25 protein-coding genes and 1 riboswitch are annotated in these 26,400 nt (G+C 67.6%); of the genes, 9 read left to right on the top strand and 16 right to left on the bottom strand.

Annotation, left to right across the window (positions count from 1 at the left end):
• Positions 1 to 17: 17 nt before the first annotated feature.
• On the top strand, positions 18 to 1,604 hold the full coding sequence (locus tag DM194_RS06350; protein WP_111066449.1) for a DEAD/DEAH box helicase: 1,587 nt from the start codon (positions 18 to 20) through the stop codon (positions 1,602 to 1,604).
• Between the two features lie 4 nt (positions 1,605 to 1,608).
• On the top strand, positions 1,609 to 1,851 hold the full coding sequence (locus DM194_RS06345; RefSeq protein ID WP_045580201.1) for an Lrp/AsnC ligand binding domain-containing protein: 243 nt from the start codon (positions 1,609 to 1,611) through the stop codon (positions 1,849 to 1,851).
• 84 nt (positions 1,852 to 1,935) lie between these two features.
• On the opposite strand, the gene DM194_RS06340 is transcribed toward DM194_RS06345, so the two are convergent.
• The 4 genes from DM194_RS06340 to DM194_RS06325 all read right to left on the bottom strand — a co-directional run bounded on the left by DM194_RS06340 (position 1,936) and on the right by DM194_RS06325 (position 4,917).
• Positions 1,936 to 2,796 carry a class I SAM-dependent methyltransferase gene (locus tag DM194_RS06340; protein ID WP_111066448.1) on the bottom strand — a complete coding sequence of 287 codons (861 nt, stop codon included), beginning with the start codon at positions 2,794 to 2,796 and terminating at the stop codon, positions 1,936 to 1,938.
• Positions 2,793 to 3,104: a bZIP transcription factor gene (locus DM194_RS06335; protein WP_111066447.1), complete on the bottom strand. Its 312-nt coding sequence runs from the start codon at positions 3,102 to 3,104 to the stop codon at positions 2,793 to 2,795. The genes DM194_RS06340 and DM194_RS06335 overlap by 4 nt, the downstream gene beginning before the upstream one ends.
• Positions 3,105 to 3,354: 250 nt before the next feature.
• Positions 3,355 to 3,690, bottom strand: a complete 336-nt coding sequence (locus tag DM194_RS06330; RefSeq protein ID WP_111066446.1) for a hypothetical protein — start codon at positions 3,688 to 3,690, stop codon at positions 3,355 to 3,357.
• A gap of 204 nt (positions 3,691 to 3,894) precedes the next feature.
• The gene (locus DM194_RS06325; protein WP_246024119.1) at positions 3,895 to 4,917 is read right to left on the bottom strand and encodes a transglycosylase SLT domain-containing protein; all 1,023 of its coding nucleotides are present in this window, start codon (positions 4,915 to 4,917) and stop codon (positions 3,895 to 3,897) included.
• A 455-nt stretch (positions 4,918 to 5,372) separates the two neighbouring features.
• Between DM194_RS06325 and DM194_RS28610 the strand changes: the two genes are divergently transcribed.
• Positions 5,373 to 6,374: an RNA polymerase sigma factor gene (locus DM194_RS28610; protein ID WP_246024118.1), complete on the top strand. Its 1,002-nt coding sequence runs from the start codon at positions 5,373 to 5,375 to the stop codon at positions 6,372 to 6,374.
• Positions 6,375 to 6,682: 308 nt separating this feature from the next.
• Here the strand turns inward: DM194_RS28610 and DM194_RS06315 are convergent, their stop codons facing one another.
• Entirely contained in the window at positions 6,683 to 6,847 is a 165-nt protein-coding gene (locus DM194_RS06315) for a DUF1328 domain-containing protein (protein WP_042689062.1), read from the bottom strand.
• Positions 6,848 to 7,255: 408 nt separating this feature from the next.
• Between DM194_RS06315 and DM194_RS06310 the strand changes: the two genes are divergently transcribed.
• Positions 7,256 to 7,645: a hypothetical protein gene (locus tag DM194_RS06310; RefSeq protein WP_111066444.1), complete on the top strand. Its 390-nt coding sequence runs from the start codon at positions 7,256 to 7,258 to the stop codon at positions 7,643 to 7,645.
• A gap of 2 nt (positions 7,646 to 7,647) precedes the next feature.
• Here DM194_RS06310 and DM194_RS06305 read toward each other — a convergent pair whose 3' ends face one another.
• Both DM194_RS06305 and DM194_RS06300 read right to left on the bottom strand, forming a co-directional pair.
• On the bottom strand, positions 7,648 to 9,726 hold the full coding sequence (locus DM194_RS06305; protein WP_111066443.1) for a YjbH domain-containing protein: 2,079 nt from the start codon (positions 9,724 to 9,726) through the stop codon (positions 7,648 to 7,650).
• A 97-nt stretch (positions 9,727 to 9,823) separates the two neighbouring features.
• Entirely contained in the window at positions 9,824 to 10,243 is a 420-nt protein-coding gene (locus tag DM194_RS06300; RefSeq protein ID WP_109109402.1) for an OsmC family protein, read from the bottom strand.
• 167 nt (positions 10,244 to 10,410) lie between these two features.
• Here DM194_RS06300 and DM194_RS06295 point away from each other — a divergent pair, with 167 nt between their 5' ends.
• Positions 10,411 to 11,367 (top strand): cation diffusion facilitator family transporter, encoded by a 957-nt coding sequence (locus DM194_RS06295; RefSeq protein ID WP_111066442.1) that lies wholly within the window; start codon positions 10,411 to 10,413, stop codon positions 11,365 to 11,367.
• 18 nt (positions 11,368 to 11,385) lie between these two features.
• Here the strand turns inward: DM194_RS06295 and DM194_RS06290 are convergent, their stop codons facing one another.
• The 3 genes from DM194_RS06290 to murJ all read right to left on the bottom strand — a co-directional run bounded on the left by DM194_RS06290 (position 11,386) and on the right by murJ (position 15,093).
• Entirely contained in the window at positions 11,386 to 11,901 is a 516-nt protein-coding gene (locus DM194_RS06290) for a phasin family protein (RefSeq protein ID WP_111066441.1), read from the bottom strand.
• An 84-nt stretch (positions 11,902 to 11,985) separates the two neighbouring features.
• Entirely contained in the window at positions 11,986 to 13,194 is a 1,209-nt protein-coding gene (gene metZ, locus DM194_RS06285; RefSeq protein ID WP_111066440.1) for an O-succinylhomoserine sulfhydrylase, read from the bottom strand.
• Between the two features lie 80 nt (positions 13,195 to 13,274).
• Positions 13,275 to 13,354: riboswitch (SAM riboswitch) on the bottom strand.
• Between the two features lie 104 nt (positions 13,355 to 13,458).
• Positions 13,459 to 15,093 (bottom strand): murein biosynthesis integral membrane protein MurJ, encoded by a 1,635-nt coding sequence (murJ, locus tag DM194_RS06280; protein ID WP_246024117.1) that lies wholly within the window; start codon positions 15,091 to 15,093, stop codon positions 13,459 to 13,461.
• A gap of 276 nt (positions 15,094 to 15,369) precedes the next feature.
• On the opposite strand from murJ, the gene DM194_RS06275 reads away from it, so the two are divergent.
• Complete coding sequence (locus DM194_RS06275; protein WP_246024116.1) at positions 15,370 to 17,844, top strand: hybrid sensor histidine kinase/response regulator; 2,475 nt, start codon at positions 15,370 to 15,372, stop codon at positions 17,842 to 17,844.
• A gap of 37 nt (positions 17,845 to 17,881) precedes the next feature.
• Here DM194_RS06275 and DM194_RS06270 read toward each other — a convergent pair whose 3' ends face one another.
• The 6 genes from DM194_RS06270 to DM194_RS06245 form a co-directional block, all read right to left on the bottom strand.
• A complete protein-coding gene (locus DM194_RS06270) occupies positions 17,882 to 19,735 on the bottom strand; it encodes a PAS domain-containing sensor histidine kinase (protein ID WP_111066439.1) in 1,854 nt (617 codons plus the stop codon).
• A 244-nt stretch (positions 19,736 to 19,979) separates the two neighbouring features.
• Positions 19,980 to 20,867 carry a VOC family protein gene (locus DM194_RS06265; RefSeq protein ID WP_111066438.1) on the bottom strand — a complete coding sequence of 296 codons (888 nt, stop codon included), beginning with the start codon at positions 20,865 to 20,867 and terminating at the stop codon, positions 19,980 to 19,982.
• A gap of 107 nt (positions 20,868 to 20,974) precedes the next feature.
• A complete protein-coding gene (locus DM194_RS06260; RefSeq protein ID WP_162629968.1) occupies positions 20,975 to 21,889 on the bottom strand; it encodes an electron transfer flavoprotein subunit beta/FixA family protein in 915 nt (304 codons plus the stop codon).
• A gap of 39 nt (positions 21,890 to 21,928) precedes the next feature.
• Positions 21,929 to 22,456, bottom strand: coding sequence for a thioesterase family protein (locus tag DM194_RS06255; RefSeq protein ID WP_111066437.1), 528 nt, complete (start codon positions 22,454 to 22,456; stop codon positions 21,929 to 21,931).
• 115 nt (positions 22,457 to 22,571) lie between these two features.
• Entirely contained in the window at positions 22,572 to 22,964 is a 393-nt protein-coding gene (locus DM194_RS06250; RefSeq protein ID WP_111066436.1) for a MerR family transcriptional regulator, read from the bottom strand.
• 114 nt (positions 22,965 to 23,078) lie between these two features.
• Positions 23,079 to 24,860: a long-chain-fatty-acid--CoA ligase gene (locus tag DM194_RS06245; protein ID WP_111066435.1), complete on the bottom strand. Its 1,782-nt coding sequence runs from the start codon at positions 24,858 to 24,860 to the stop codon at positions 23,079 to 23,081.
• 158 nt (positions 24,861 to 25,018) lie between these two features.
• On the opposite strand from DM194_RS06245, the gene DM194_RS06240 reads away from it, so the two are divergent.
• From DM194_RS06240 to DM194_RS06230, 3 genes are all read left to right on the top strand, one after another.
• The gene (locus DM194_RS06240; RefSeq protein ID WP_111066434.1) at positions 25,019 to 25,321 is read left to right on the top strand and encodes an SCP2 sterol-binding domain-containing protein; all 303 of its coding nucleotides are present in this window, start codon (positions 25,019 to 25,021) and stop codon (positions 25,319 to 25,321) included.
• Positions 25,322 to 25,425: 104 nt separating this feature from the next.
• On the top strand, positions 25,426 to 26,082 hold the full coding sequence (locus DM194_RS06235; RefSeq protein WP_111066433.1) for a DUF6134 family protein: 657 nt from the start codon (positions 25,426 to 25,428) through the stop codon (positions 26,080 to 26,082).
• A 21-nt stretch (positions 26,083 to 26,103) separates the two neighbouring features.
• Complete coding sequence (locus DM194_RS06230) at positions 26,104 to 26,388, top strand: DUF1488 family protein (protein ID WP_111066432.1); 285 nt, start codon at positions 26,104 to 26,106, stop codon at positions 26,386 to 26,388.
• Positions 26,389 to 26,400: the final 12 nt, after the last annotated feature.

Raw genomic sequence — 26,400 nt, 5'->3', positions numbered from 1 at the left:
GAACAGAAACAGGTTGGATGCTTTTTTCGGAACTTGGGCTTGGCCCTGACGTCCTGCGCGCCATCGAGGACAAGGGTTACACCCAACCGACGCCCATTCAGGAACAGGCAATTCCCTGTGTCCTGCAACGCCGCGACGTGCTGGGCTGCGCGCAGACGGGCACCGGCAAGACGGCGAGCTTCACCTTGCCCATGATCGACATCCTGGCGTCGGGCCGTGCCCGTGCGCGGATGCCGCGGTCCCTGATCCTGGAGCCGACGCGCGAGTTGGCGGCCCAGGTGGCGGAAAGCTTCGAGACCTACGGCAAGCACCACAAGCTCAGCATGGCGCTGCTGATCGGCGGCGAGACCTTCACCGAACAGGTGAAGAAGCTCGACCGCGGGGTGGATGTTCTGATCGCGACTCCGGGTCGTCTGATCGACCTGTTCGAGCGCGGCAACATCATGCTGAACGACATCAAGGTCTTCGTCATCGACGAGGCCGACCGCATGCTCGACATGGGATTCATCCCCGATATCGAGCGCATCGTCAGCAAGTTGCCGAAGAACCGGCAGACCCTGTTCTTCTCCGCGACCATGCCGCCGGAAATCCGCCGTCTGGCCGACGCCTTCCTCAGCGATCCGATGGAGATCAGCGTCGCCCCGCCCGCCTCGCCGGCGGAAACGGTGACGCAGGCGATGGTCCTGGTGCACGAGATGGACAAGCGCAAGGCTCTGCGCCATCTGCTGCAGACCGAGGATGTGAAGAACGCCTTCATCTTCTGCAACCGCAAGCGCGACATCGCCGTGCTGCAGAAGTCGCTGGAGCGTCACGGGTTCAATGTCGGCGCGCTGCATGGCGACATGGTCCAGTCCAAGCGGACCGAGACGCTGGAGCGTTTCAAGCAGGGCGAAATCACCCTGCTGGTCTGCTCCGACGTCGCCGCCCGCGGCATCGATGTGCAGGGTCTCAGCCACGTCTTCAATTTCGACGTGCCGCTGACGCCGGACGACTATGTCCATCGCATCGGCCGCACCGGCCGCGCGGGCAACAAGGGCCGCGCCTTCATGCTGGCGACGCCCGACGACACCAAACTGGTCGGCGCCATCACGCGCCTCATCAAGCGGGAGATCCCCATGATCGCCATCGACGGCCTGGAGACGGCCGAGTTCGGCGAGGAAGACAGCGGCTCCCGTGGCCGTGGCCGTGGCCGTGGAGGCCGCGCTGCCAAGACGGAAGCCCGTCCGCCCCGCGGCGGCCGTGAGGAGCGCGCCCCGCGTGAGGAACGCGCGCCCCGCGAGGAGCGCGCCGCCCGTGAGGATCGGCCGGCCCGTGAAGAGCGTCCCGTCCGTGAGGATCGGCCGGTTCGTGAGGAGCGGGTTGCCCGCGACGACCGTCCGGTGCGCGAGGAGCGTCAGCCCCGTGAATCGCTGGCCGCAGCCGAGGCGCGCCGCAGCAACGATCCGCGCCGCGATCGTGACCGCGACCGCCGCCGCCGCCGTGACGACGACGATGACGACGTGCCGGTGATTGGTTTCGGCGACCATATGCCGGCCTTCATGCTGCGTTCCGCCCGTCCGCGTCCGTCCGCCGAAACCTCGACCGACACGTCGCAGGAGGGCTGAGCCCGTGCAGACCATCTTCGTCATGGTCAAATGCGATCTCGGCAAGGCCTATGAGGTCGCCGATCAGGCCGTGCAGCTGATCGAACAGGTCTCGGAGGTGCATTCGATCTCCGGCCAGTACGATCTGCTGATGAAGTGCTATCTGAAGCAGGATGACGACATCGGCCGCTTCGTGACCGAGCATGTCCAGACCCTGCCGGGGGTGCGCGACACCTTTACGCTGATCGCCTACAAGGCCTTCGCCTGACGACAGGTGCTTCGTTCGACAGTGGAAAGGCCGGGCATTTGCCCGGCCTTTCTGCATTTCAGGGAAGGCTGGCTGCGACCGCCCTTACCAGCCCACCACGATCCGCGCATGAGACGGTACCGGCACGATGCCGTCCACCGCCTGCGCATCGAACCGCCGCGCGATGTCGGCCTCCAGCGCGCCGCGCCGTTCCCTGTCCAGGCCGCCCAGCCGGTGGCCGAAGCTCATGTCCAGGGCGGCGCGCCAGAAGGGCTGGCCGGCCGGCGCCTTGCGGACCGGGGTCAGGTCGGTCTCGGCGCTCTGCTCAAATCCCGAGCCCCGCATCGCATCGGCGAGCAATCCGGGCTCGGCAAAGCGAAACAGAGGGTCAAGGCTGCCATCCTCGCCCAGATGGGCGGCCACGACATCGCCGATCTCGGCGAACAGGCCATTGCCGGCGCGCGGCCCCCAGACCATGAAGGCGGCCTTGCCGCCGGGGCGCAGCACGCGACGGACCTCGCGCAGGGCGGCCTCCACCGCCGGCACGAACATGATCCCGAAGCGGCAGGTCACGCGGTCGAAGGCGGCATCTGCGAAGGGCAGGGCGGTCATGTCCGCCGCGGTGAAGGCGGGTGCCGGCCCATCGACGCCGCGGGAACGGCGCACCGCACCGGCCATCATGCCGGGAACGAGATCGCTGCCGACCACCAGACCGCCCGGCCCGGCCCGGCGCGCGGCGCTCAGCGCCGGCTCTCCCGCACCGGACGCAAGGTCGAGCAGCCGGTCGCCCTCCGCCAATCCGGCGGCGTCCAGCAGCGGACGGTTCAACTTGTCGGCCAGATCGGCCATCGGGTCGGCCCAGCGGTCCCAGGCATCGGCGCTGGCGGTCCAGCGGTCGCGCTCGCGGGCGGCGTCTGGCTTCACGGGGTTGGGATTGACGGAATCGGAAAGCGGTGTCGCGGTCAATGAAGAAGCCTCGCCGTGCCGGCCACGCGCTGGACCGTGTCGGCATCGCTCAGCCGCTCGCCGAGAGCCGTCAGCTCGTCGGACATCTTGCGGTTGGCGTCGGTCAGTTGCTGGATGCGGGTCTGCGCCGCCTGATTCTGCGCAGACAGCGTCGCCACCGTCTCCGTCAGCTTGCGGATTTGCTGGGACTGGCGCGCCGACGCCTCGTTCAGGCTGCGGCGGATCGATCCGACGGCCACCAGCACGACAAGGCTGATGGTCACGCCGGCCGCAATGGCGACGATGCTGATCCCGGTGAACCAGTCCATGGGCGGCAAGCTTCCGCCGATTCCACCGATTGGTCAAGCTGCCCGACAATCCGTGACCGCGGCATAAACGCCGACGGACCCGGCACCGTGTCCGGTGCGGGCCCATCGGGCAAAATTCATTAGAGCGGATTGCAATCCGCTTTGGACCGCGACGGCGGACCCGGCCGCTCATGCGGCCGACGCCTGACCGGCGAATGAGGTCATATCAACCTAAAGCGAATGCAAATTCGCTTTGGACCGCGGCGGGCGGTCAGCCGACGGTGCCGCTCACCGGACGCTCGGCCTTCATGCGCAGTTCCTTCAGGTGGTCGCCGAAGGCGCGCAGGACCGGCAGGATGCGTTGGGTCTGGTCGGCGGTGACGTGGGCATCCGTCTTCAGCACGATGGAGGGCGCCTCGCTCATCAGGCGCTTGGCGCGCATCGGGCCGACCTTGTCGTCGAGGAACATGGCCATACCCATCAGAATGCCCAGCGTGACGTCGTCCGGAGCCTTGGGCAGGGCCAGGACTTCATGGAGTTCGTTCAGCAGCGTGTAGGCGACGATGGAGGTGCGTTCGATGGTGTCGACGTCGGCGGCCATGGGCATCGGGCAGGTCCTCGGGAAACGTTCGAATGAAACGTTGCGGGTGAGACGCTGGCGGGTGACGCGGGAAGGCATCCTTGTCCAGGACATCAACGCCAGCGAAATCCGTCGTTCCCCGAGGGTAATCATCACTTTATAACCAAAGCGTTAACCAAAGGCCTCCCGAGTCGCCCGAGTCGCATTTTTCCGAGTCGCAATCTGGCGTTCTCAGCGCTTTCCGCCGCTGCGCGCCCTGGTCGAAAGGGACAGCTCCGCAACCTCCTCTCGCGCGGTGCTTTCCAGTCCGGCGGACTGCACGATTCCGCGGTTGAAGGGGTGATAGCTCTGCGCGTAGATGCTGCGGATCTTGACGACGTAATCCTGTGTCTCGCGGTAGGGCGGGATGCCCTTGTGCTGCAGGACCGCCCCCTCTCCGGCATTGTAGCCGGCCAGAGCATGGGTCACGTTGCCGTCGAAATAGGCCAGCAGCCAGCGCAGGTACTTCATGCCGCCGCGCAGGTTCTGTTCCGCGTCGAACGGGTTGGTGACGCCGAAGCGTTCCGCCGTCTCCGGGATCAGCTGCATCAGCCCCTGGGCGTTCTTGTGCGACACCACGTCGACGCGATAGCCGGACTCCACCGCGATGATCGCCAGAACGAGATCGGGGTCGAGGCCGTAGGTGGGTGCCATCTTCTGCACCATGGCGCGGATTTCGGCGGGCGGCTTTCGGATGATGCCCCAGCGCAGGTTGGGCGGTTCGCAGCGGTCCGGAGTCTTCACGTTGCCGCTGACGCTGCCGACCAGCCGTTCCGCCTGTTCGCTGCCCAATGCGGCGGCCTTCCGCAACCAGGCGCGGCCAAGCTCGGCATTCTTGCTGACGCCGCCCACGCCGGCCATGTGCATACGCCCGGCCATCAGTGCCGCATCGGCATAATCCTGACGGGCCGCGCGGCAATAGAGCGATAATGCCAACCGTGCGTCGCTCTTGACCCCGTTGCCCCGTTCGTAATGCTGCGCCAGTTCATATTGGGCCCGGACGCTGCCTTTGTTGGCGAGCGCTTCCAGCGCCACGACGGTCCTCTCCGCGACGTTGGCCTGGGCGGGAACGGCAGCCAGCAGGCCGGGAAGCATCAGGGCGGCGGCCAGCGCAGCGATGCGCGCACGGCTGGAGAACTGCCGGCGGGTGCGCCGATGGGTTGCGGATGCACGAAGCGCGGACGGCGTACCGCAAAGGTTCGTGTGGTGTTCCACCGGGCCCCCCTGTATGATTTTATTGAAGCCGTTCGAGACAATCGAAAGATCGATGTCAGAACTCACAGGGAGGACACCGCCGCGTCTGCTGCACCGATCGGCAGAGTTGGCGGCATAATTCGAAACGGAAGGCCGGCTGCCTGTCACTAAGTCACCAAAACCGCTTGATGTGGCGCCGCCAATAAAAAATCCATAGGCCGATCGAGGTGTTTCGATCGGTCTTTTTATTTTCATGTTGGTCATGCGTCCTCCAATCGTGTTGGAGAGATAACGAAAGACCAAATTTTTATCCAACGCCCGAACGGTGATCATCCTGGGATACACGGGGTACTCTAGGGGTAATCTGGCCCGATTGTATGACCCACTAGCCTTTTTCCCAACTGGCAGCCCCTTTGTGCGCTCATTACGTAGGGATCGGGCCAGATAATCGGTTGCAAATTCGGCGGCCCCGGACGATGCAAGCAAACCTCGTCCGGGGCCGTTGCGCCGAAGGCCCCGGCAGTGCCGGAAGAACCGCGAAAGTGGTCGGTGCGGCTGTGGCGAACGGCATTGAAGGAGGCATCGTTTCACCGATGGCGAACCACGTCGCGACCACCTTGAGCCACCGAATGCGCGGCCCGGCCCCGGTCGAGCCTGTAGCCTTCGGCGCCGAGGCCGTCGGCCGGACCCGTTCGGACCGCGCACCGACGTACACTGACCTGAACCCCACCGATGCCCGTAACGGCCGTGCCGCCACCAATGGCGCGCAGAATGCCGCGGCTCAGACGGAGACCCATTTGAACGCTCATGCCGAGGCTATCGAGGCCGAAGCCGGAAGCGATGCGGCCAAGAGCGACGCAGCCGGGATGGACGCGGCCAGGATCGACGAGGCCGGGATTGGCGGGGCCCACCTCGACCCAGCCGACGCCACGTCCGCCGACGACGAATTCCGTCCCGATCCCAATGCGCCGCCGGACCCGGCGGTGATCCGGCAGATCGAAGAGGAAATCCCGCGTCTGCGCCGTTTCGCCCGCGCCATGGTGCGCGATGCCACGCTGGCCGACGATCTGGTCCAGGAATGCCTTGAACGCGCGCTGTCCCGCCTGCATCTGTGGCGCCCCGGCACCAACCTGCGCGCCTGGCTGTTCACCATCCTGCGCAATCTGCACATCAACGGCGTCCGCCGCCGCCAGCCGGTGGTCGACATCGACGCCGAAGCGCAGGCCGCCATCGGCGCGGCACCGGGGTCGCAATTCGTGCGGATGGAACTGCGCGACCTGCGCCGCGCGCTCGCCCTGCTGCCGAACGAACAGCGGGAGGTCGTGCTGCTGATCGGCCTGGAAGGGATTTCCTACAACGAGGCGGCCGATATCCTCGGCATTTCGATCGGCACGGTGAAGTCGCGCCTGTCACGCGGCCGCCGCGCGCTCCGCCTCCTGATGGAAGGCCGCGATCCCGGGGAGGACGCCGACGCCTGATCGGCAACGGCCAGTATCATGAAACACGGGGCGTCCGGTTGCCGGGCGCCCCGTTTTCATGTCCGGGCGCCGTCCCCGTCTTCAAAGGCGAAAAAAAAACGGCGGCGTCCGGGGAGACGCCGCCGAAGGCGGGGACAATCGAAGCGCCGTGCGGACGCGCCGGTCCTAACGTCACTTCTGCGGGGAGAGAGTGGAGTGCAGCCTCGGGAGGCTTCAGGAGATGCAGCAATCAACCGGGCGGTCCGCCGATGGTTCCATCCGGTAGGGGACGAAAGTCATCGGGGGACTCCCCGGCGGTTTCCCCGGCTCTACCGTCGCCGGACCAGACCCATGATCAGGCTGATGGCGAACAGCACCAGGAACAGGAAGAACAGGATCTGCGCGATGCCGGAGCTGGCCGACGCGATCCCGCCGAACCCGAGCGCGCCGGCGATCAGCGCGATGACGAAGAAAACAAGAGCCCAATAGAGCATCATACCCTCCCTTGCTAGGCCGAAGTAACGCAAAGGACTTCGGGCGTCGCGCATGAGACAAGCCGTGGCGCATCCGCCGTCCCGTTGTCGGCGCCCCCCGATGTCTTCCTGTCCGGGAAGACGGTTCAAGGTGACGGCAAGTACAGCCGGTGCGGCGGCATTCTGAGATCAGAACAACGCCGCGGGCATGATGTTCCCGGATCCACTATCGGCCGGAGTGTCCGCGCATGCCCGGACCATCGAGGTCTGGCATATCTGCAACAGTGCGCGCATCACCCGGCGCAAAACCGGGCGAAGCAGCCCGCGCAACAACCGGCGCCCTCGGGTGTTTCCTTCCCTGACGGCCGGCGGCCTGACCTCCGGCGACGCCGCGGTCCGGTCGCGGCGACCATCCGCAGGGAGGGAAAGATGAACACCAGGCTCTGGCTGGCGGCCTTCGCCGTCACGCTCGCGGCGGCTCCGGCCGCGATGGCGCAAAATACCTATTCAAGCACCTACTCCGGCAGCACGGGCAGCGATTCCTCGATGTCGACCGGCAAGGGAAGTTCCGGCGGGGCCTCGTCCAGAAGCGCCACGCGCCGCGGTTCCGGCCAGCCTTCGATCGCGGTGCGGCAGACCATGCTGCTGAACGAACTCAGCGCCGCCGGCTTTGTGACGGTGCGTGATTTCCATAAGGTCGGCAACGACTACGTTGCCAATGTGCAGGATCGTCAAGGCCAATGGATGACCGTGGTTCTTGATCCTGGTGCCTCCACCATCAGGCCCGCCTCCCAGGGCACCGGAGCACCGGCCCGCTGACCTCAGTTCGACAGGCGGGACCATGTGCCGGCGAGGCGGCCATAGCCTCCCGGCACCCGCTGGTCGTAGAGCGGCAGCGGCTGCCGCAGGCGCTGTCCCGCATCGCGCCCCAGTGTTCGAACCGCCGTCTCGACGGTGCCGCCGACCGGCATCCAGGCCGATGCCCCGATCGGCACCACCAGCGCAAGACCCCAGTCCATCCGCCCGCCGAACCGGCTTTGGCCGCCGTCCGGCCCCTCGGTCCAGGTGGCGTTGGCGGTCAGCCCGATGCCGCCGTCGAAGCGCCGCATCACCTCCACCGTTCCGCCCCAGTCGCCGCCCAGATAGCGCCCTAGCCGCAATGCGGTCGTGGTGTCCGCCCCCGGCGCTTCCCAATAGAGGCTGGCGTGGCCGGTGCCGCGCGCATCGCCGTCGTCGATGCCGAACAGACTGTCCGGCCGCCGCTTCCAGACCCGATTGAGGTCTAGGCCGATGGCCCAGCGGGCGGCCAGCGGCTGGTACAGGGCCTCCGCCCCGAACCCGCCATACATCTCCTCAAGCTGGCCCAGCGACAGCCGGGTGGTCAGCCCGTCCACCGGGCTGGCGAGCCACGCCGCATAGGCATGGTCGAGCGACAGCGGCCGTTCCACATAACGCGGCAGGTCGCTGCGCACCGGATGGGGGGCCGGCAGGGCGTTGGTGTCGAGAAGCGTCAGCTCGCTACCGGCATCGATGCGCAGGCCGCCGCCCAGCACCAGCCCGCGCATCGGCTCGCCGCGCAGCATCACATCGGTGTGGGTACGCTGGGCCAGTGCGGTTCCAAGTTCCGCCAGATCGAAGGTCGCGACCAGCCGCGTCGACAGGTCGAGCCTTGGGCGCCAGTCCGGCGGCGGGCCGGCGGACGGCTCTACGGCGGTGGTGCGCCAGATCTCCTCGGGACTGCCGCGATGACCGGTGGCCCGCTCCAGATCGCGGCGCAGCAGGGTCGTGGCGGCGCTCTCGATCCCAGCCGCACCGGTGACCACGCGCAACCTCTCCACCTGTGGCGGGGCGAGATCGGCGAGCAGCCGTGCCGCGTCCCCCACCTCGCGGGCCAGCGGCAGCCGCCCGCCGCCGGCCGGGTCGAGCCAGAGGGTCGCCATCTCGCCGTCGATGCGGACCGACCGGGCGGGCAATCCGCGGCTGCGGGCGACCAGCGCGATGGCCTCCGCCGACAGCGCCGCCCCTTCGGATGGCCGCGGCCCGATCACGGGGGGAGGGGGGTGAGAGCGGTCGGCATCCACAGCCGGATCGAAGCGGATCGACAGGCGCAGCATCAAGCGCCGCCCCTGCTCATAGGCGGCACCCAGATCTGCCCAGGAGGCCGGACGCCAGGACAGGCCGAGGCTGTAGCGGCTGCCGGGATCGAAGCCGGGCTCGTCCTGCCGTTGCGCCCGGAAGCGGTCGCCGGACGATTCCAGCTTCAGGCTCAGCCCTTCCAGCGGCCCCACGGCCGGCATGTGCCATTCCGCTCCGCCGAACAGGGCCACCCGCTCACCGCTGAACCATGCCCGCGGCCCGCGGCTGGTCGGCCAGGCCGAGGGATCGCGGTCGCGACGGAACCGGCCGCCCAGAAAGCGCAGCGGATTGCGCAGATGCCCGGCCTCGCCCAACGTTCCCCACCCCATGCCGACCGTAAGGTCCACATCCCACCAGCGGCGCGACAGGGCGACGTACTCGCCGGCAAAGCGCCCCTTGCCCGGCAGGTCGAGCCCGGACCCGGTTACGTCCCGCCCGCCGACCACCAGCGCCGGCCCGCGTTCGTCCTCCCGCCGCAGGCGAAGCTTGAGGTCAAGGCCGGGTTCGCTGAGGCCGTAATAGCTGGGATAGGCGCTGTTGCGCGCCGTGACCTCCAGCCAGGGCAACGGCTGCGCGGAGATGGCATAGTGACGGTGCAGGTCGCCGAGCGCCGTCAAACCGCCGCTCATCGATCCGTCTGGCGCCATCCGCGCATTCGGCATCTGCAAAAGCCCGACCCCGCCCCAGTCGGACAGGCTGGATCGCCCGTCGTCGGCAAGGACTGGAAAGGCGGTTGCGAGGATGATGATGGCGAGTTTGCGCACGCACTGATCGCAAAGGAACGGATTTATCGTCCGATCCTTCCCCGTTCATGCGTATGGATGCAACCGAAAAGCCGATGGCGGCCGTCGAAAGGCGCCCTTACGGCGCTTCGACCACCTCGAAATCGTGGGTAATGGTTGCGGTCTGGCCCAGCATGATGGAGGCGGAGCAGTATTTTTCCGCCGACAGCGCGATGGCGCGCTCCACCTTGGCCGGATCCAGCTTGCGGCCGGTCACCGTGAAATGAACATGAATCTTGGTGAAAACCTTGGGATCGGTGTCCGCCCGCTCGGCCTCGATTGCGGCGACGCAATCGGTGATCTGCTGGCGGCCCTTTTCCAGGATCATCACGACATCGAAGCAGGTGCAGCCGCCCATTCCGATCAGCAGCATTTCCATCGGGCGGATGCCGGCGTTGCGGCCGCCGGATTCGGGCGCACCATCCATCACCACGGCATGGCCGCTGCCGGATTCGCCGACGAACATCTTGCCGTCCACCCAGGTGACGCGCGCCTTCATGACCAATTCCTTCGTTCACGGTTGGTGTCAGTGACCGCGCGAAGCTAGGCGCCGCGGCGGATCGGCGCAAGAGGCGGCGGACAGCCGTTGCGCGGGTCTTGCCGCCCTGCAGCGGCGGGCCCATGGTTGCGTAGGCCGCAACGCATCTTCCGACGAGGCTTTCCATCATGCCGCATGGACACACCCACGGCGGCCATACCCACGGTACCCATCCCCATGGAACCCATGACCATGGTGGCCATCATCACGGTCCTGCCCGCTACGACCGCTCCTTCGCCCTGGGTGCGCTGCTGAACATCGGCTTCGTGATGGTGGAGGCGGTCTATGGCCTGCTTGCCAACTCCACCGCTCTGCTGGCCGATGCCGGGCATAACCTCAGCGACGTGATGGGGTTGCTGCTGGCCTGGGGGGCGGTATGGCTGGGACGGCGGCTGCCGAGGGGGCGCTATACGTACGGCTTTGGGAACGCTTCGATCCTGGCGTCGCTGCTGAACGCGATGATCCTGCTGATCGCCGTCGGCGCCATCCTGATGGAGGCGGCGACCCGGCTGGTGCAGCCCGAACCGGTGGCCGAGACCACGGTGATGGTGGTGGCGGTGATCGGCATCGTCATCAACGGCTGGACCGCCTGGCTTTTCTTCGGCGGACAGAAGCAGGACATCAACCTGCGCGGCGCCTACCTGCACATGGCGGCGGACGCGGCGGTGTCCGCCGGCGTGGTGGTGTCGGCGCTGGCCATCCGCTTCACCGGCTGGCTCTGGCTGGACCCGATGACCAGCGTCGTCATCGCGCTGGTGATCATCGCCGGCACCTGGGGATTGCTGCGCGATTCGGTGCGGCTGGCGATGAATGCGGTGCCCGACGGCATCGACCGGGCAGGGGTGGAGCGCTATCTGGCCGGACTGCCGGGCGTCGCCGCGGTGCATGACCTGCACATCTGGCCGATCAGCACGACGGAGACCGCGCTGACAGCCCATCTCGTCCGTCCCGGCAAGAACCAGGACGACGCGCTGCTGCTGGAAATCTCGTCGGTGCTGAAGGACCGCTTCGGCATCGGCCACGCCACCATCCAGGTGGAACAGGACGGCAGCTGCTGCCGCCTTGCTCCGGTGGATGTGGTCTGAACCCGGAAGCCGGCTTGCTCAGGCCTGTTCGCGGGCGAGGCGGCGGGCGTTCGCCCGCACCTTGCGGTACGCGGGGTTCATGCCGGCGGCGGCCAGCGCGGCCGTCGCCTCGATCAGGCGCAGGTTGGCATGGATGCCGGCATCGACCGCGTCGGCCAGCAGGCGCTGCTGGACGTCGACGATCTCGACCGGATTCTTGCACGCGGCAAGGCCGCCGATGGTGACGGCAGCCGCCTGGGTCTGCTTCGTCACCATGGTGAACCAGGCCTGCCCGAACTCGTTGATGCCGGTGGCGACGGCGTGAAAAGCCTCAACCGCCGCCTCGACCTTCTCGGACCCCATGCGGATGAATTCGGGGTTGGCGAAGTCGATGGGGTTCGACATCGCCGCCGCCATCATCGCGGTGCGGTAGCCGATGGTCTGCGCGGCCGCAACGCCCATTTCGCTACTGCGAAGGCCGGTTTTTGTCAGCTGGCCCGCCACCGCCATGAGCCTGTCGGTGGGATGGCCGTTGCCGGCGTTCTGTCGTGCCATAGGCGTCGCCCCTCTCGGAATATCGTTGCCGGAACCTGGCTGCGGCTTCAACGCTGCACTGCAGCATAAGTTCCGGCACGATCTTTACGCCTCGGCGAGCGCGCGGTCGAGATCTTCGATGATGTCCTGGGGATCCTCTAGACCAACGGACAGGCGCAGCAGGCCGGGTTCGATCCGGGCGGCGACCTTTTCCCCGTCGGTCAGCTTGGAATGGGTGGTGGTTGCGGGGTGGGTGATCAGGCTCTTGGAATCGCCCAGATTGTTGGAGATCATCACCATCCGCAGGCCGTTCAGGGCATTGAACGCCTCGGCCTTGCCTCCCTTCAGGAAGATCGACAGCATGTTGCCGCCGCCGGTCATCTGCTTGCGCACGAGATCATACTGCGGGTGGCTGGGCAGCAGCGGATAGAGCACCTGGGCGACCTTCGGATGGCTTTCCAGGAATTCCGCCACCTGCAGCGCCGCCGCCGACTGGGCATGCACGCGCAGTTCCAGCGTCTCCATCCCCTTCAGCAGCAGCCAGGAATTGAAGGGGGAGATGGTCGGGCCGGTGTTGCGCAGGAAGGGATGGATCACTTCCGAGGCGTATTTCTTGTCCTTGGCCAGGATGACGCCGCCCAGACAGCGGCCTTGGCCGTCGATGTGCTTGGTCGCCGAATAGATGATGACATCGGCGCCGAAGTCGAAGGGACGCTGAAGCACCGGCGTCGCGAAGGCGTTGTCGGCGACGACGACCGCACCGGCCTTGTGGGCGAGATCGCAGACCGCCCGCAGGTCGACGACCTCCAGGCCGGGGTTGGACGGGGTTTCCAGGAAGACCGCCTTGGTCGGCTTGGACAGCGCCTCTTCCCACTCCGCCAGATTGGTGCCGTCGACGAACACCGTTTCGATACCGAAGCGGCTGCACAGCTCCTTGAGGACCCAGTAGCAGGAGATGAAGAGCGCCCGCGGCGCCACCACCCGGTCGCCGGTGCGCAGCCCGCTCATCAGCGCGCCATGCACCGCCGCCATGCCGCTGGACGTGGCATAGGCCCATTCCGCTCCCTCATACTCGGCCAGCCGGTCCTCGAACATCGCCGAGGTCGGGTTGCGGAAGCGCGAATAGACGTGGCGCGCGCCGTCGTTGGCGAAGGCGTTCTCCGCCTCCTCGGCCGAGCCGTAGACGAAGCCGGAGGTCTGGTACAGCGCCTCGCAGGTCTCGTCGAATTGCGAACGGCGGATGCCGCCATGGACCAGTTTGGACCGCGGGCGCAGGCCCGAAACGTTCGGATTGCGATGATCGGTGCGCGACATTCCGCCACTCTCCCCTGATGATCGCCGGTGGGGCAGGGCCGGCCGCAAACGAAAAAAGCCCCGACCGATCGGGTCGAGGCGCGGACGCGGCTCGGACCTTTTTAGCGGGTTGTTTTACGTGGCCCGCAAGCCGGTCGACCAAATCACCACGTGGGCTCGCTTGTACGACCGCTTATGACCGTCGTCAAGTGGCGTAGCCATGCCGTGTTATCTCCTCTCCCTCCCGGGTAAAGACTAGAGAGGAGTAGGGAAGGCTGGAAAGGACTAGGGTGAGGGGGGATTCGCTGCGGGAACTTTGCCGGACTCCCGCGGTGCCTCTTCCTCAACCTTCTCATCTTCCCGGGGGATGGAGGGGGATTTCGACAGCATGCCCTTCACGTCGCCCAGGCTGGCCCCGCCCAGCGCCACCGCGAGAACTCCGAAGGCCGCGCCACCGCCGGCGACCAGCAGAGCCAGGGCGGCGAACCGCATTGCGGTGGACGGTGCCTCCAGCCACGGCGCCAGCAGCCCGCCGCCCAGCGCCAGCACCGCCCCCATCCCGACCGCCGCCGCCGCGATGCGGGGCGCGCGGCGCTTCAGCCGGGCGTCGAGGTCGAACAGGCCTCGCCTGCGCATCGCCGCCACCAGCAGCCCGACATCCAGCCATGCCGTCAGCCCGGTGGCGAGCGCGATGCCGACATGCTGCAGCCACGGCATCAGCGCCAGCGCCAGCACGGCGGTCGCGACGGTCACGATGATCGCGACGCGCACCGGCGTCACCGTGTCGTGCCGGGCGAAGAAGGCGGCGTTCAGCGACTTCACGATCACATAGGCCGGGATGCCGATGGCATAGGCGGCGAGTGCCATGGCGGTGGCGTGCGCCTCTTCCGGGCCGAAGGCGCCGCGCTGGAACAGGACGGACACCATCGGCGCCCCCGCCACGCCCAGCGCGACCGCGGCGGGAAGACCGAGCAGCAGGCTGAATTCCAGCGCGCGGCTCAGGTAATGGCGCACCATCCCCTCGTCTCCGGCGGCGGCATGGCGGGCCAGAACCGGCAGCAGGGCGGTGCCGATGGCGATGCCGATGACGCCCAGCGGCATCTGGTTCAGCCGGTCGGCATAATAAAGGAACGAGACGGCGCCCGACGGCAGGAGCGAGGCGAGAACGATGTTCAGGAACAGGTTGATCTGCATGACGCCGGCCCCGATGGCCCCCGGCCCGATCAGCCGGAACAGCCGCCGCATGCCGTCGGTCATCCGGGGCCGCCGCAGGCGAAGCGTCACGCCGGCATTGCGGCAGGCCCAGGCCATCCATCCGACCTGCACCATTCCGGACAGGGTGACCGCCGCCGCCATGGCGATACCCGGCTCCAGCCCCAGCCGCGGCGCGACCAGCAGGGCGGCGACCAGGGTCAGGTTGAAGGCGATCGGTGCGGCGGCGAAGGGGCCGAAGCGGTCCAGCGCGTTCAGCACCCCGCCCAGCAGCGCCACCAGCGAGATCAGCGCCAGATAGGGAAAGGTCAGCCGGGCCATGTCCACCGCCAATGCGAATTTGGCGGGTTCGTCGGAAAAGCCGGGGGCGAGGCCATGCATCAGCCAGGGCATCGCGATGACGGCCGCCAGCGTGAAGGGCAGCAGCACCGCCAGCAGCATCGCCAGCGACTCTTCCGCGAAGCGGACGGCGGCGGCCCGGCCGCGGGTCTGCAGCTCCGCCGCGAACAGGGGGACGAAGGCGACGCCGAAGGCTCCTTCCGCGAACAGGCGGCGGAACAGGTTGGGCAGTTTCAGCGCCACGAAGAAGGCGTCGGCCACCGGACCGGCGCCCAGGACCGCAGCGGTCAAAATGTCGCGTGCGAAGCCGGCCAGCCGGCTCAGCAGGGTCAGTCCGCCGACGGTGGCGATGGCGCGGGCAAAGCTCATTCACGCGGTATAGCGGTCGGCCGGAGCGCCGCAAAGCCGGCATTTCGGGGGGTGCCCGACGGGCCGGTGCGCTGGAGCGCATAGCCGGAGCGTGCGAGGTGAACCGTCGCCGCAGCCGGTACGCATGGGTGGAGCAACCTTGTTGCGCTGCCACCTTGCCGGTAACGCCGTTGCGCCCGCACCTTCGTTGCGGCATGCTTGCGTGCGCCTGCCGCCGCCGTCCGCCTTCCGCCGATGGATGCGGCCGGCGGACGATCCAATGCGTTCGGGGTATACGTGAAGCGGGCGCTCTGGCTTTTCTCCGGTTTCGGCGGGCGATTGGTCCTGCCGGCCTTGGCGGTCGTGCTGGCGATTGCCGCCCTGTGGTGGATTCTGCTCGACCGTCTGGAGCGGGAGGAGCAGCTGCTGGACCTCACGGTCCGTGAAAAGACCGCCGTCGTCGCCCGTCTGGTGGAAGAGCATGCGATCTCCACCTTCCGCCGGGTCGACGACCTTCTGCTGGATCTGGTCGCCAATACCGAACGCAATCGGACCATGCGCCTGGACACCCGCCGCGCCTTCGAGGAAGGGCTGGTGGTGGGGGTGCGCGTCTATGATTCGGCCGGGTTGCTGACCATGGGCGGCGGACGGGCGACCTTCCAGGGCAGCGTCACCGACCGTGACGAATTCGTCATCGCCCGCGACACCGCGCCGCGCGGGCTGGTGGTCGGCATGCCCTATGCGTCGTCGGAGACGCAGGATGTCCTGATCCCCGTTTCCCGCCGGCTGGAGAATGGCGACGGCACCTTCGCCGGCATCGCCGTGGCCGACATTCCGGTCGAATCCTTCGCCCGCTACTATCGGGTGCTGGGGCTTCCCCCGGATGGAGCGGCGGCGCTGCTGCGCACGGACGGCGTCTTCATCGCCCGCAATGCCGGCTCCAATTCCGTGTCCGGCCGCGGCACCGCCAGCGCCGAACTCTGGCATGAGGTGAAGCAGAACCGGATCGGCCACCATCGCATGGCCAGCCCGGTCGACGGGGTGGAGCGCATCCTGGCCTTCCGGTCGACCCCGGATTATCCGGTGATCGCCATCGTCGGCGAATCGGTGGAAACGGTTTTCGGACCCTGGCGTGACAATGCCCGCCTTTACATCGGCTGGGCGGTCGCCACCACGGTGGTGATCCTGCTGTTCGTCATCGCCTTCATCATCGAACTGCAATGGCGGCGCCATACCGACCGGGCCCTGCGTGTCCGCAACCGTGCGCTGGCCTGGAGCAACGACGGCATCATGATCGCCGACGCGACCCAGCCCGGCATGCCCATCGTGTATGTCAACCCGGCACTGGAAAAGCTGCTGGGCACGCCGATGTCGGAACTGATGGGCAGCGGCGCCCTGATGGCGCTGGAACGGGCGACGAACGACCGGGCGTCTCTGCAGCCGCTGCGCGACGCCATCGTCGTCGGCCGCGATGCGCGGGTGGAACTGGCGCGGGCAGGCGACGGCCCGGAGGATGCCCGCTGTCTGGAACTGAGCGCCTCGCCGGTGCGCAACCACGACAACCGGCTGGTCAGCCTGATCGCGACCGTCCGCGACATCTCCGAACACAAGCGCGTGCAGGCGGCGCTGGCCGAGGCCCGGCGGGAGGCTGATCGCGCCAATGTCGCCAAGTCCAAGTTCCTCGCCGCCGCCAGCCACGACCTGCGCCAGCCCGTTCAGTCGCTGATGCTGCTGATGGAGGTGTTGTCCGGCCGTGTCACCGATGGAATGACGCGCAACGTTCTGGGCACCATGGAGCGGGCGCTCGGCGCGCTGAAGATGCTGCTGGACGGTCTGCTCGACGTTTCCCGGTTGGAGGCCGGCGCCGTGGTGCCGGAGGTGGAGGTGTTCGCCCTGTCAGAGGTGATGGACCGGGTGGCCGCCAACAGCCGGCCCGTCGCCGTCCAGAAGGGGCTGATCCTGCACATCGTGCCCTGCCGCGCCCATGTGCGCAGCGATCCCATGCTGCTGGGACGCATCCTGCAGAATCTGGTGGAGAACGCCCTGCGCTACACCGACAAGGGGCGCATCCTGATCGGCTGCCGCCGTCGCGGCGGGAACCTGCGGATCGAGGTGTGGGACACCGGCATCGGCATCCCGCCCGACCAGCAGGACGACATCTTCCAGGAGTTCGTGCAGGTCGGCAATGCCAACCGCAACCGCGACCAGGGTCTGGGCCTCGGGCTGGCGGTGGTGCGGCGCCTGTCGGTCATGCTCGGCCATCCGGTGACGGTCCGCTCCATTCCCGGCCGGGGCTCGGTCTTTTCGGTCGAGCTGCCGCTGGCCGCTCCGCCCCCAGCCAAGGCGCTCTCCCCGGCATCGGCACCGCGTCCGGCCTTCGCGACCACGGTTCTGGTGATCGAGGATGACGGAATCGTGCGCGAGGGGCTGCGCGCCATGCTGGCCGAATGGGGCTATACGGTGCTGGCTGCCGCATCCTGCGCCGAGGCGCTGGACCTCGCCCATCGCGGACCGCCCCCCGACCTGATCGTCGCCGATTACCGCCTGCGCGACGGCCGCACCGGCACCGAAGCGATCCGCGAGGTGCGGCTGGCGCTCGGCCGCATCCTGCCGGGCATCCTGGTCACCGGCGACACCGCGCCCGCCCGCGCCCAGGAGGCGGAAGCCGGCAATTTCCGCGTCATGCACAAGCCGGTGGTCGCCGCCGACCTGAGGCGCGCCGTCGCCGAGGCGCTGGAGCCGCTTCGGCGCGAACGCGAGACGGTGTCCTGAGGGGGCTTGAGAGTGGCTTGAAGTCGGGTCGGACGCCTCAGGCGAGGTCCGGCGCCTGCCGCGGCACCCGCAGGATGAAGACGGCGCCGCCGTCGGGGCCGTTTGCGGCGCTCAGCTGACCGCCAAGCGTCTGGGTCGCCAGGTTATAGGCGATGTGCAGCCCCAGCCCGACGCAGCCGGCATGGCGCGCGGTGGTGAAGAAGGGATCGAAGATCCGTGGCAGGTCGGCCTCGAAGATGCCTTGCCCGTCGTCGCGGTGGACCGCCTCGATCCAGTCGTCGCCGTCGGCGCGGATGTCGATGACGATCCGCCCGCTCTGTTCCGGACGGAAGGCGTGCATCAGCGCATTGCGCACCAGATGGGTCACCACGCGGGCGAAGGCGCCGGGAAAACTCTCCAGCTGCAGCGCTTCGGGACAGGTCAGCTCCACCCGGTGGCCGGAGGAGCCGATCTGCGTGTGCAGGCTCAGCAGCACATCCTCGGTGTATTCGCGCAGGTAGAAGGTGCGGCGCTCGTCGCCGGTCTGATCGGCGGCCACCTGCTTGAACATGTGGACCAGCGACGCGATCCGCTCGGTGTTGCCGACCAGAAGCTGACCCGCCTCTTGCGCGACCTCCAGGAAGCCGGCAAGGGCCGAGCGGGTCAGCGCGTTGGCGGCGAACTGGCGCTTCACGTCCTCCGCCCGGCTCAGCAGGTGCGAGGCGGTGGTCAGCGCCACGCCGACCGGCCCATTGACCTCATGCGCCACCCCGGCGACAAGCTGGCCGAGCGATGCCATCTTTTCGGTCTGGACAAGGCTGTCCTGGGCATCCCGCAAGTCGCGGTAGGCCTGTTCCACCCGGTCCTTGGCGGCGCGCAGGGCGTCGGCGGCGCGTGCGCGCTCCGTGGTGTCGAGCATCACGCCGAACAGGTGGGTCAGCCGCCCATCCAGGTCGAAACGGGGCGCGCAGGAGGACGACACGTAGCGGACCTCTCCCGCCGGATCGATCACGCGGTATTCGACATAGACGCGCTTGGAATTGCCGATCACGCTTTCCAGCATGTTGCCGAAGGACAGGCGGTCGTCGGCGTGGAGAATCTCCAGCAGGCTGTCGAAGGTCGGCTCGAACCGTTCCGGGTCCCGGCCGTAGATGCCGAAGGCCTCGCGGTTCCAGACCAGCGAGCCGCTGTGAATGCCGTATTCCCAGTAGCCGAGATGGCCGGTGCGGTATGCCTCCTCCAGCCGCTGCTTCGCGGCCTCCAGCTGTGCCGCCGCCTCGGCCCGTTCGGTGCTGTCCATCATCACGCCGAAGACATGGGTCAGCCGCCCATCGGCATCCAGGCGCGGCGCGCAGGAGCAGGAGACGTAGCGGACCCGCCCGTCTCCGTCATGGACGCGATACTCGACATAGACCCGCTTGGGGTTGTCGACGACGCTTTCCAGCATGTTGCCGAAGCGCGGCCGGTCGTCGGGGTGCACGACGCCGAGCAAGGCGTCGAAGCCTCGGGCGAAGCGGTCGCGTCCATGCCCCAGAATGGCGAGCGCGGCGTCGGTCAGCATCAGCTCGCCCGATCCGATGCCGTATTCCCAGTAGCCGAGCTTGGCGGTGCGGTATGCCTCCTCCAGCTTTTCGGTCGCCAGATCGAGGCTGCGGGCGGTGCGGCGCTGGTCGGTCACGTCCTCCACCGTCGCGACCCAGGGCGGGCCGCCGACGCGGATCAGCAGGTCGCGCGGATCGCCGGCGCCGGTGGAAACCTCCCGCACCGCACCGGGAGGCGCCTCGGCCAGATCGGCCGGCATGGCGTCGGCGCTGCCGTAGCGGGCAAGGAAACGGGGATTGCCGCGCAGCCGGCCGTCGTCGCCGCGCATCAGGGCGGGAACGGGCAGGACGTCGAACAGAGGCTCCGGCATCGGGTGGTTCTCCGCCCTCGGAGCCCCCGCCGAACCCCTGGTCCCGTCCGCTGCCATCATATGTCCGTCTCCACAGCCGGCGCCCGTCCGCGGGCGCAACTGTCGCCGGACACTACACAAGCAATTCTGTCAGTCCTATGACCAATCCGACGCGAATTGTCGCTAGCCCATATCAATATCGACATGAACCGGAAGTGGCGACGGCCAGGCCGGAAAGCAGGGAATTGAAGTTACGGAATTGAAGTCAGGGAATCAGGGCGTCGAGGTCGAAATCCTGCGCGAACGCGATCATCGCACCGCAGGCGCCGGGCGAGTTCACCCGCATCACGCCGCCGCCCACCACGGTCGGCACCTTGCTTTTCTGCAGGGCCTGCTGGGCCTTGACCGGATCGGCGACGCGCAGGACGAATCCGGCGAAGAAGGGCAGGGGCGTGGCGAAGGCCGGATCGGCGGTCCAGACCCAATGCAGGCGATCCGGGGTGGCGACCATCACCGGGACCTGCCCGTCGCCGGGCTGGGCGGGCTCCACCACGAGGGCGGACCCGCGGTCGGTGACGGTGCCCCCCAGCAGCCTGGCATAGGCCGCGGCCACCGCGTCGGGATCGGCGGCGGCGATCACCAGCGCTTCCAGTCCGATGGCGCTGTTGGCATGCTCCAACTGGTCCGGGCGCCAGACGAGATCCGGCGTGTGATGCTGGCACAGGAAGACACGGCCGGCCGGTGTGGCTTCGGGATCGATCTGCGTGATGGTGAATTTGGCGTCGCGCGTGCCGTCCGGCATTTCCACGGGCCGGCCGAAATCGACGGACTCCGGCGCGGGGAAGCCGGCGGCGGCCAACGGTCCGGCGGCGGCGCGGGCATCCGGGGTCTTCAGCGCGATGGCGGCGATGCCCTCGCGCTGGCGCAGGAAGGCGGCGTAATGGGCGTTGGCGGGGCGCTGTTCCTCGATTCCCAGCAGTTCCAGATAGGTGCCGGTCGGGAACAGGATGGTGTGGTTGGCGGATTTCAGCTGCGTATGGTGCCCGCGCGGCGTCACCGTGAAGCCGAGCCGGCTGTAGGCATCGCGCGCCGTGTCAAGGTCGCGGGTCGCGATGACCAGATGGTCCAGTCCGGTGATGCCGTCGATGCTCATGGCGTCCTGCCGCTGTCGGGTTGCTGTGCCGCCAGCGATAGAACAGCCGGCCCGCCGCGGCAAGGGCGAAGCGGCCGGCCCCCGCTGTGGAAGGCCCGGCCACGCGATCACAGCGCCTGCTGCAGTTCCGGCAGGGCCTTGAACAGGTCGGCGACGAGGCCGTAGTCGGCGACCTGGAAGATCGGCGCCTCCTCGTCCTTGTTGATGGCGACGATGACCTTGCTGTCCTTCATGCCGGCCGGATGCTGGATGGCGCCGGAGATGCCGACGGCGACATAGAGGTCGGGCGCGACGATCTTGCCGGTCTGGCCGACCTGATAGTCGTTCGGCACGAAGCCGGCCTGACGCTTCGGCGGCTCGGTCACCTTCAGTGTGGTCAGGCGCGGGGCGACGTCGACACCCAGGCTGTCCGGGGTGATGGTCTCCAGCGGCTTCTTCTTCGCCTTCATGATGTTGGGCAGCGAGGCGTAGCGCGGCTCGTTGAGGCGCAGGTCGGCGGTGACCACCGCCGGCAGCTTCAGCTCCACCGTCTCCAGACCGCCGTCGATCTCCCGCGTCACCGCGACCGTGCCGTCACCGGCCACGACCTTCGAGGCGAAGGTGCCCTGGCCCCAGCCGAGCAGCGCCGCCAGCATCTGGCCGGTCTGGTTGCAGTCGTCGTCGATCGCCTGCTTGCCGAGGATCACCAGTCCCGGCGCCTCCTTCTCGACCAGGGCCTTCAGCACCTTGGCGACGGCCAGCGGCTCGGTGGTCACGTCGGTCTGCACCAGGATGGCGCGGTCGGCACCCATGGCGAGAGCGGTGCGCAGCGTTTCCTGCGCCTGGGCCGGGCCGATGGACACCACGACGATCTCGCTCGCCGTGCCGGCTTCCTTCAGACGGACAGCCTCCTCGACGGCGATCTCGTCGAAGGGGTTCATGCTCATCTTCACGTTGGCGGTCTCGACGCCGCTGCCATCCGCCTTGACGCGGATCTTCACGTTGTAGTCGACCACCCGCTTGACGGGCACCAGCAGCTTCATGATGGCGTGTCTCCTCTCGGACGGTGTTCTTGTTTTTATTCAGGCGGCGGTCAGGCTCTGTCCGCGCAAGGCGGCGGCCGCATCGGGGACCGGCGGGGAGGCGGCGGTGGAGCCCAGTTCCGCCAGCACCTTGGACGGCGGAATGACGCCCCCGGCACCGACGAAAGCCCCTTGGACGACGGCCAGCGCCGCCAGCCCGTGCCGCGTTTCCATGCGGTGTTCGATGAAGATGTACCTGTCGTCCCAGCACAGCACGCGGCTGGCCAGCGTGAAGCGCTGGAAGGGCCGCAGCGAGCGGCGGTAGCGGATGGTGGCGCCGCCCAGCACCGGCTGCCAGCGGTTGCGCAGGATCGCCGGCCCCAGCCCGACACGGATCATCAGGTCGGTCCGCCCCAGATCCATCACGCTGAAATAGCGCGCGTTGGTCATGTGAAGGTTGATGTCCAGGTCGGTCGGCCAGACCCGGAAGCGCAGCACCGACGGCTCCAGCAGCCCGGCGCGGCGGCCGCGCAGGGCGGAGAGGATGGCGGCGGCGGCAACCGCAAGCAGGCGGAAGATCAGGTTCATGACCGCTCCCCCGCATCATCCGGGCGGAGGTCGTCTGCCGCATGCGGCCGAACTTGTCCCTTCATGCTCCGATCCCTCGTCAGGGCCGACCGGAGCGCGTCGGGCGCCCGGCCGGTCAGCTGTCCTTTGCGGCGGCCTTGAGCTCCGCCAGGGTGTTGGTGACCTGCACCTCGATGTCGTGCAGTTCCTGCACGGTGGCCTCCAGATCCTCGCGCTGCTGGGCGAGGTCCTTCAGCCGCTTCTGCACGCGCTTCAACAGGTTCTTCTGCTGCTCCACTCCGCCATTGACGTTGTAGAGGTCGAGATATTCGCGGATCTCCGCCAGCGAGAAGCCCAGGCGCTTGCCGCGCAGGATCAGCTTCAGCCGGGCGCGGTCGCGCTTCGTATAGACCCGGTTGTTGCCGACACGGTTGGGCGCCAGCAATCCCTTGACCTCGTAGAAGCGAAGAGCCCGCGGCGTGATGCCCAACTCTTCCGCAAGCTGGTTGACCGTGTAGAGCTGTTCCATCCCTGGGAAGACCTTTTGTTCGTGGCCGGCACAATGCGCCCGACGTTTGGTAGCACAGCTGCCGTCGCGTGATAAGGCTTCCCTTTACGTCCAGGTCAGGATGGTGACTTCGGGTCATCCTCCATTCGTCAGGGCCTGCTGCGCCTCGGCGATCAGTTCCTTCTTCGACAGCTTGCCGACGGCGGTCTTGGGCAGCTCGGCGCGGAACTCGATGGCGGTCGGCATCTCGATGCGGGAGATCTTGTCGCGCAGGAAGTCGCGCAGGGCCTCCGCGGTCAGGGTCGCGCCCGGCTTCAACTGCACGAAGGCCTTCGGCGTCTGGCCGCGGTAATCGTCCGGCAGGCCGATGACGCAGGCGGCGATCACGTCGGGATGCTGGTAGATCGCCTCCTCGATCATGCGCGGATAGACGTTGTAGCCGCTGCAGATGATGAGATCCTTCAACCGGTCGAGCAGGAAGACGTAACCGTCCTCGTCCATCGTTCCGATATCGCCGGTCAGCAGGAAGCCGTCGACCACGGTGCGTTCGCTCTCCTCCGCCCGGCCCCAGTAGCCGGCCATGACGTTGGGTCCGGCAATCGCGACCTGTCCCTTTTCACCGATCCCGAGCTTGCGGGCCGGATCCTCCAGGTCGCGGATTTCGATGGTGATGCAGGGCAGCGGCAGGCCGATCGATCCCTCCTTGTTGACGCCGTTCAGCGGATTGGCGGCGCAGACCGGGGAGGCTTCCGACAGGCCGTAGCCTTCGATCAGGACGCAGCCGGTCGCCGACTCGAACTGCCGCTTCAACTCCATCGGCAGCGGCGCGCCGCCGGAGATGCAGTAGCGGATCGAGGTCATCGGATAACGGGCGACCTGCGGGTGGCCCAGCAGCGCCTTGTACATGGTGGGCACGCCGGGGACGAGGGTCGGCTTGCGCCTGGCGATGGTCTTCAGCACCTGCTCGGTGTCGAAACGCGGCAGCATGATCAGCTCCGCCCCGCAGGCCAGCCCCATGTTCAGCACCACGGTCATGGCGAAGACATGGAAGAAGGGCAGCACGGCGAGCATGCGCTCCTGTCCGAGCGCCACCGTGGGGAACCAGGCCTGCACCTGACGCGCATTGGACAGCAGATTGTGGTGGGTCAGCATCGCGCCCTTGGGCACGCCGGTGGTGCCACCGGTGTATTGCAGCACGGCGATGTCGCGCAGCCCGTCGATGCGCACCGGGCGCAGCGCGCCGTCATTGGCCAGCAGGCCGTCGAAATCGATGTGACGGCCGTCGCGCGGCACCGCGGCGATCTCGCTGCGCTTCAGCACGCGGAACAGCGCGCTCTTCACCGCCGGCAGGATGGTCGGCATGCGGCAGACGACGATCCGCTTCAGCGGTGTGCGGTCCAGCATCGCCGCGACGCGCGGATAGATCTGCTTGAGGTCCAGCGTCACCATGATCTCGGTCTGCGAGTCGGTGATCTGGTGCTCCAACTCGCGCTCGGCATAGAGCGGGTTGTAGTTGACCACGGTGCCGCCGGCCTTCAGCACCGCGAAGTAGGAGATGACGTAGGTCGGGCAATTGGGCAGGCACAAGCCCACCCGCACCCCCGGCCCGACGCCCAGATCCTGGAAGCCGCGGGCGGCGCGGTTCACCAGGGCCAGCACCTCGGCATAGGTGTAGCGGCGGCCCAGGAAGTCGAGGCAGGGGCGGTCGGCATAGCGTCCGGCCGCTTCCTCGAACAGCATGTGCAGCGGCATCGGCGCGAAGCTCTGGTTCCAGGCGATTCCCTTGGGATAATGCGCCAGCCAGGGCCGTGCGGAATCGGTAGCGGCTTCGTTCGCTGCTTCGTTCGCTGCTTCGTTTGCGGTGGCAGTGGAGATTGCGGCGGTCGGGTGGGCGCTCTGCGCAAGCGGCTCGGGCATGTTTCGCTCCCCTTGGCGGTGGCGCGTTCCGGATCGCCTGACAGCCGGTATCGAAAGGCGGCGGGCGTCTGAAACGCTTTCGTTATGACGTTGACGTAAACGTAATGTTTGCCTACTGTCAAGGGCCGTCCTACGAACAATCCTGAGGGCATGCTTTCATGGTCGACGACATTCTGCAGGAACTTCGCAGCCGCAGCGGCGATCTGCGCTCGCTCAACGCTTCGGTCCGTTTCCTGCTGGGCAAGGAGGGTGAGGTGATCCGGGTCGATGGCCGGGCCAACCCGATCACCATCACCCGCGAGGATGCCGAAGCCGACTGCACCATCCGCATCTCGCCGGAAAACCTGCAGAAGCTGATCAACGGCAAGCTGAACCCGATGCTGGCCTTCACCATGGGCAAGCTGAAGGTCGAAGGATCGATGGGCGTCGCCATGAAGCTCGCGCAACTGCTGGACGATTGATGCCGCCCTGGCGGTCGGCACCCATACCGGCGGTCGTCGTCACTGACCGCCGGTAAGAGCGGCCGCAAAAGCCGCCGACCGCATCGAACCGGGAGGAAACACACATGACGACGACGCGCAGCAAATGCGCCACCCTGTCCGCTGCCCTGATGGCGGCTGGGCTGCTGACCGGCCTGCCGGGCACCGCCGCCGCACAGGGCGGCGCCCGGACGCTGACCTACCAGATCCTGATGAGCGAGGATCCCATCGGCAGCGAACAGGTGGAGATCGAACCGCAGGGCGAGCGCACCAAGGTCACCGTCACCGCCACCACGCGGGTGAAGGTGCTGTTCATCAACTTCCGCTACGACCACAAGCGGGAGGAACTGTGGAAGGGCGGCGTACTGGAGTCGATGACCGCAACCACCGACGACGACGGCACGCCGCATAGGATCGAGATGGCGCGCGACGCCGGCGGCTATCGCCTGACGGTGGACGGCAAGACCCGGCAGGAGCCCGCCGGCACCCTGCCGCTGACCCTGTGGACTCCGCAGGTGTTGAAGCACACGCAGCTTCTGTCGCTCATCGACGGCGCCCCCTACAAGGTCGCGGCGCGCAAGGTCGGGGCCGGGCCGGTCGAGGCCGGCGGAAAGTCCGTGGAGGCCGCCCATCACCGCATCGAGGGCGACGTCGAACGCGACCTGTGGTTCGCGGCCGACGGCACGCTGCTGAAGACGCGCTTCAAACGCAGCGGCTATGATATCACCTACGTCCTGAAGTGATCCCTGCCTGCCGAGGACCCGATGCCCATTTTCCTGTTTCCCGACGAGCCCTTCTGGAACGAGGAGGCAGACGCCGTGGAGTTTCCGGTGCAGGTCGGGGAATATCTGGGCCGGGTCTTCGTCACCCGCCGCACCCTGCAGGGCATCGTCGGCCACACGCCGAAGCCGGAGGAGGCGGTTCAGCAGGTCTGCATGAACCGCTCCCTGTTCGAGCGGGCGACCGAACAGCGCATCCTGGCGCGCGCGCTCGATCCCGACGCCAACATTCACCTGACCGGCCGCGACCTTCACCGCGCGGCCGGCTAGGGGATTTCGCTC

It is taken from the genome of Azospirillum ramasamyi, assembly GCF_003233655.1.
Classification (GTDB): Bacteria; Pseudomonadota; Alphaproteobacteria; order Azospirillales; family Azospirillaceae; genus Azospirillum; species Azospirillum ramasamyi.
The sequence above is the reverse complement of the archived record's forward strand: the minus strand, read 5'-3'. Positions and strand labels throughout refer to the sequence as shown.

Coding starts and splice junctions, on each gene's coding strand:
- DM194_RS06265 (WP_111066438.1), bottom strand. CDS start 20,867: ATGAGCATCGACGGCATCACCGGACTGGACCATCTGGTCATCGCGACC.
- DM194_RS06330 (WP_111066446.1), bottom strand. CDS start 3,690: ATGCCCATGGCCGCCGACGTCGACACCATCGAACGCACCTCCATCGTC.
- DM194_RS06335 (WP_111066447.1), bottom strand. CDS start 3,104: ATGGACTGGTTCACCGGGATCAGCATCGTCGCCATTGCGGCCGGCGTG.
- metZ (WP_111066440.1), bottom strand. CDS start 13,194: ATGTCGCGCACCGATCATCGCAATCCGAACGTTTCGGGCCTGCGCCCG.
- murJ (WP_246024117.1), bottom strand. CDS start 15,093: ATGAGCTTTGCCCGCGCCATCGCCACCGTCGGCGGACTGACCCTGCTG.
- DM194_RS06250 (WP_111066436.1), bottom strand. CDS start 22,964: ATGGAACAGCTCTACACGGTCAACCAGCTTGCGGAAGAGTTGGGCATC.
- DM194_RS06235 (WP_111066433.1), top strand. CDS start 25,426: ATGACGACGACGCGCAGCAAATGCGCCACCCTGTCCGCTGCCCTGATG.
- DM194_RS06260 (WP_162629968.1), bottom strand. CDS start 21,889: ATGAAGCTGCTGGTGCCCGTCAAGCGGGTGGTCGACTACAACGTGAAG.
- DM194_RS06315 (WP_042689062.1), bottom strand. CDS start 6,847: ATGCTCTATTGGGCTCTTGTTTTCTTCGTCATCGCGCTGATCGCCGGC.
- DM194_RS28610 (WP_246024118.1), top strand. CDS start 5,373: ATGCAAGCAAACCTCGTCCGGGGCCGTTGCGCCGAAGGCCCCGGCAGT.
- DM194_RS06230 (WP_111066432.1), top strand. CDS start 26,104: ATGCCCATTTTCCTGTTTCCCGACGAGCCCTTCTGGAACGAGGAGGCA.
- DM194_RS06290 (WP_111066441.1), bottom strand. CDS start 11,901: ATGGCACGACAGAACGCCGGCAACGGCCATCCCACCGACAGGCTCATG.
- DM194_RS06350 (WP_111066449.1), top strand. CDS start 18: ATGCTTTTTTCGGAACTTGGGCTTGGCCCTGACGTCCTGCGCGCCATC.
- DM194_RS06300 (WP_109109402.1), bottom strand. CDS start 10,243: ATGAAGGCGCGCGTCACCTGGGTGGACGGCAAGATGTTCGTCGGCGAA.
- DM194_RS06310 (WP_111066444.1), top strand. CDS start 7,256: ATGAACACCAGGCTCTGGCTGGCGGCCTTCGCCGTCACGCTCGCGGCG.
- DM194_RS06270 (WP_111066439.1), bottom strand. CDS start 19,735: ATGCCGGAGCCTCTGTTCGACGTCCTGCCCGTTCCCGCCCTGATGCGC.
- DM194_RS06240 (WP_111066434.1), top strand. CDS start 25,019: ATGGTCGACGACATTCTGCAGGAACTTCGCAGCCGCAGCGGCGATCTG.
- DM194_RS06295 (WP_111066442.1), top strand. CDS start 10,411: ATGCCGCATGGACACACCCACGGCGGCCATACCCACGGTACCCATCCC.
- DM194_RS06255 (WP_111066437.1), bottom strand. CDS start 22,456: ATGAACCTGATCTTCCGCCTGCTTGCGGTTGCCGCCGCCGCCATCCTC.
- DM194_RS06245 (WP_111066435.1), bottom strand. CDS start 24,860: ATGCCCGAGCCGCTTGCGCAGAGCGCCCACCCGACCGCCGCAATCTCC.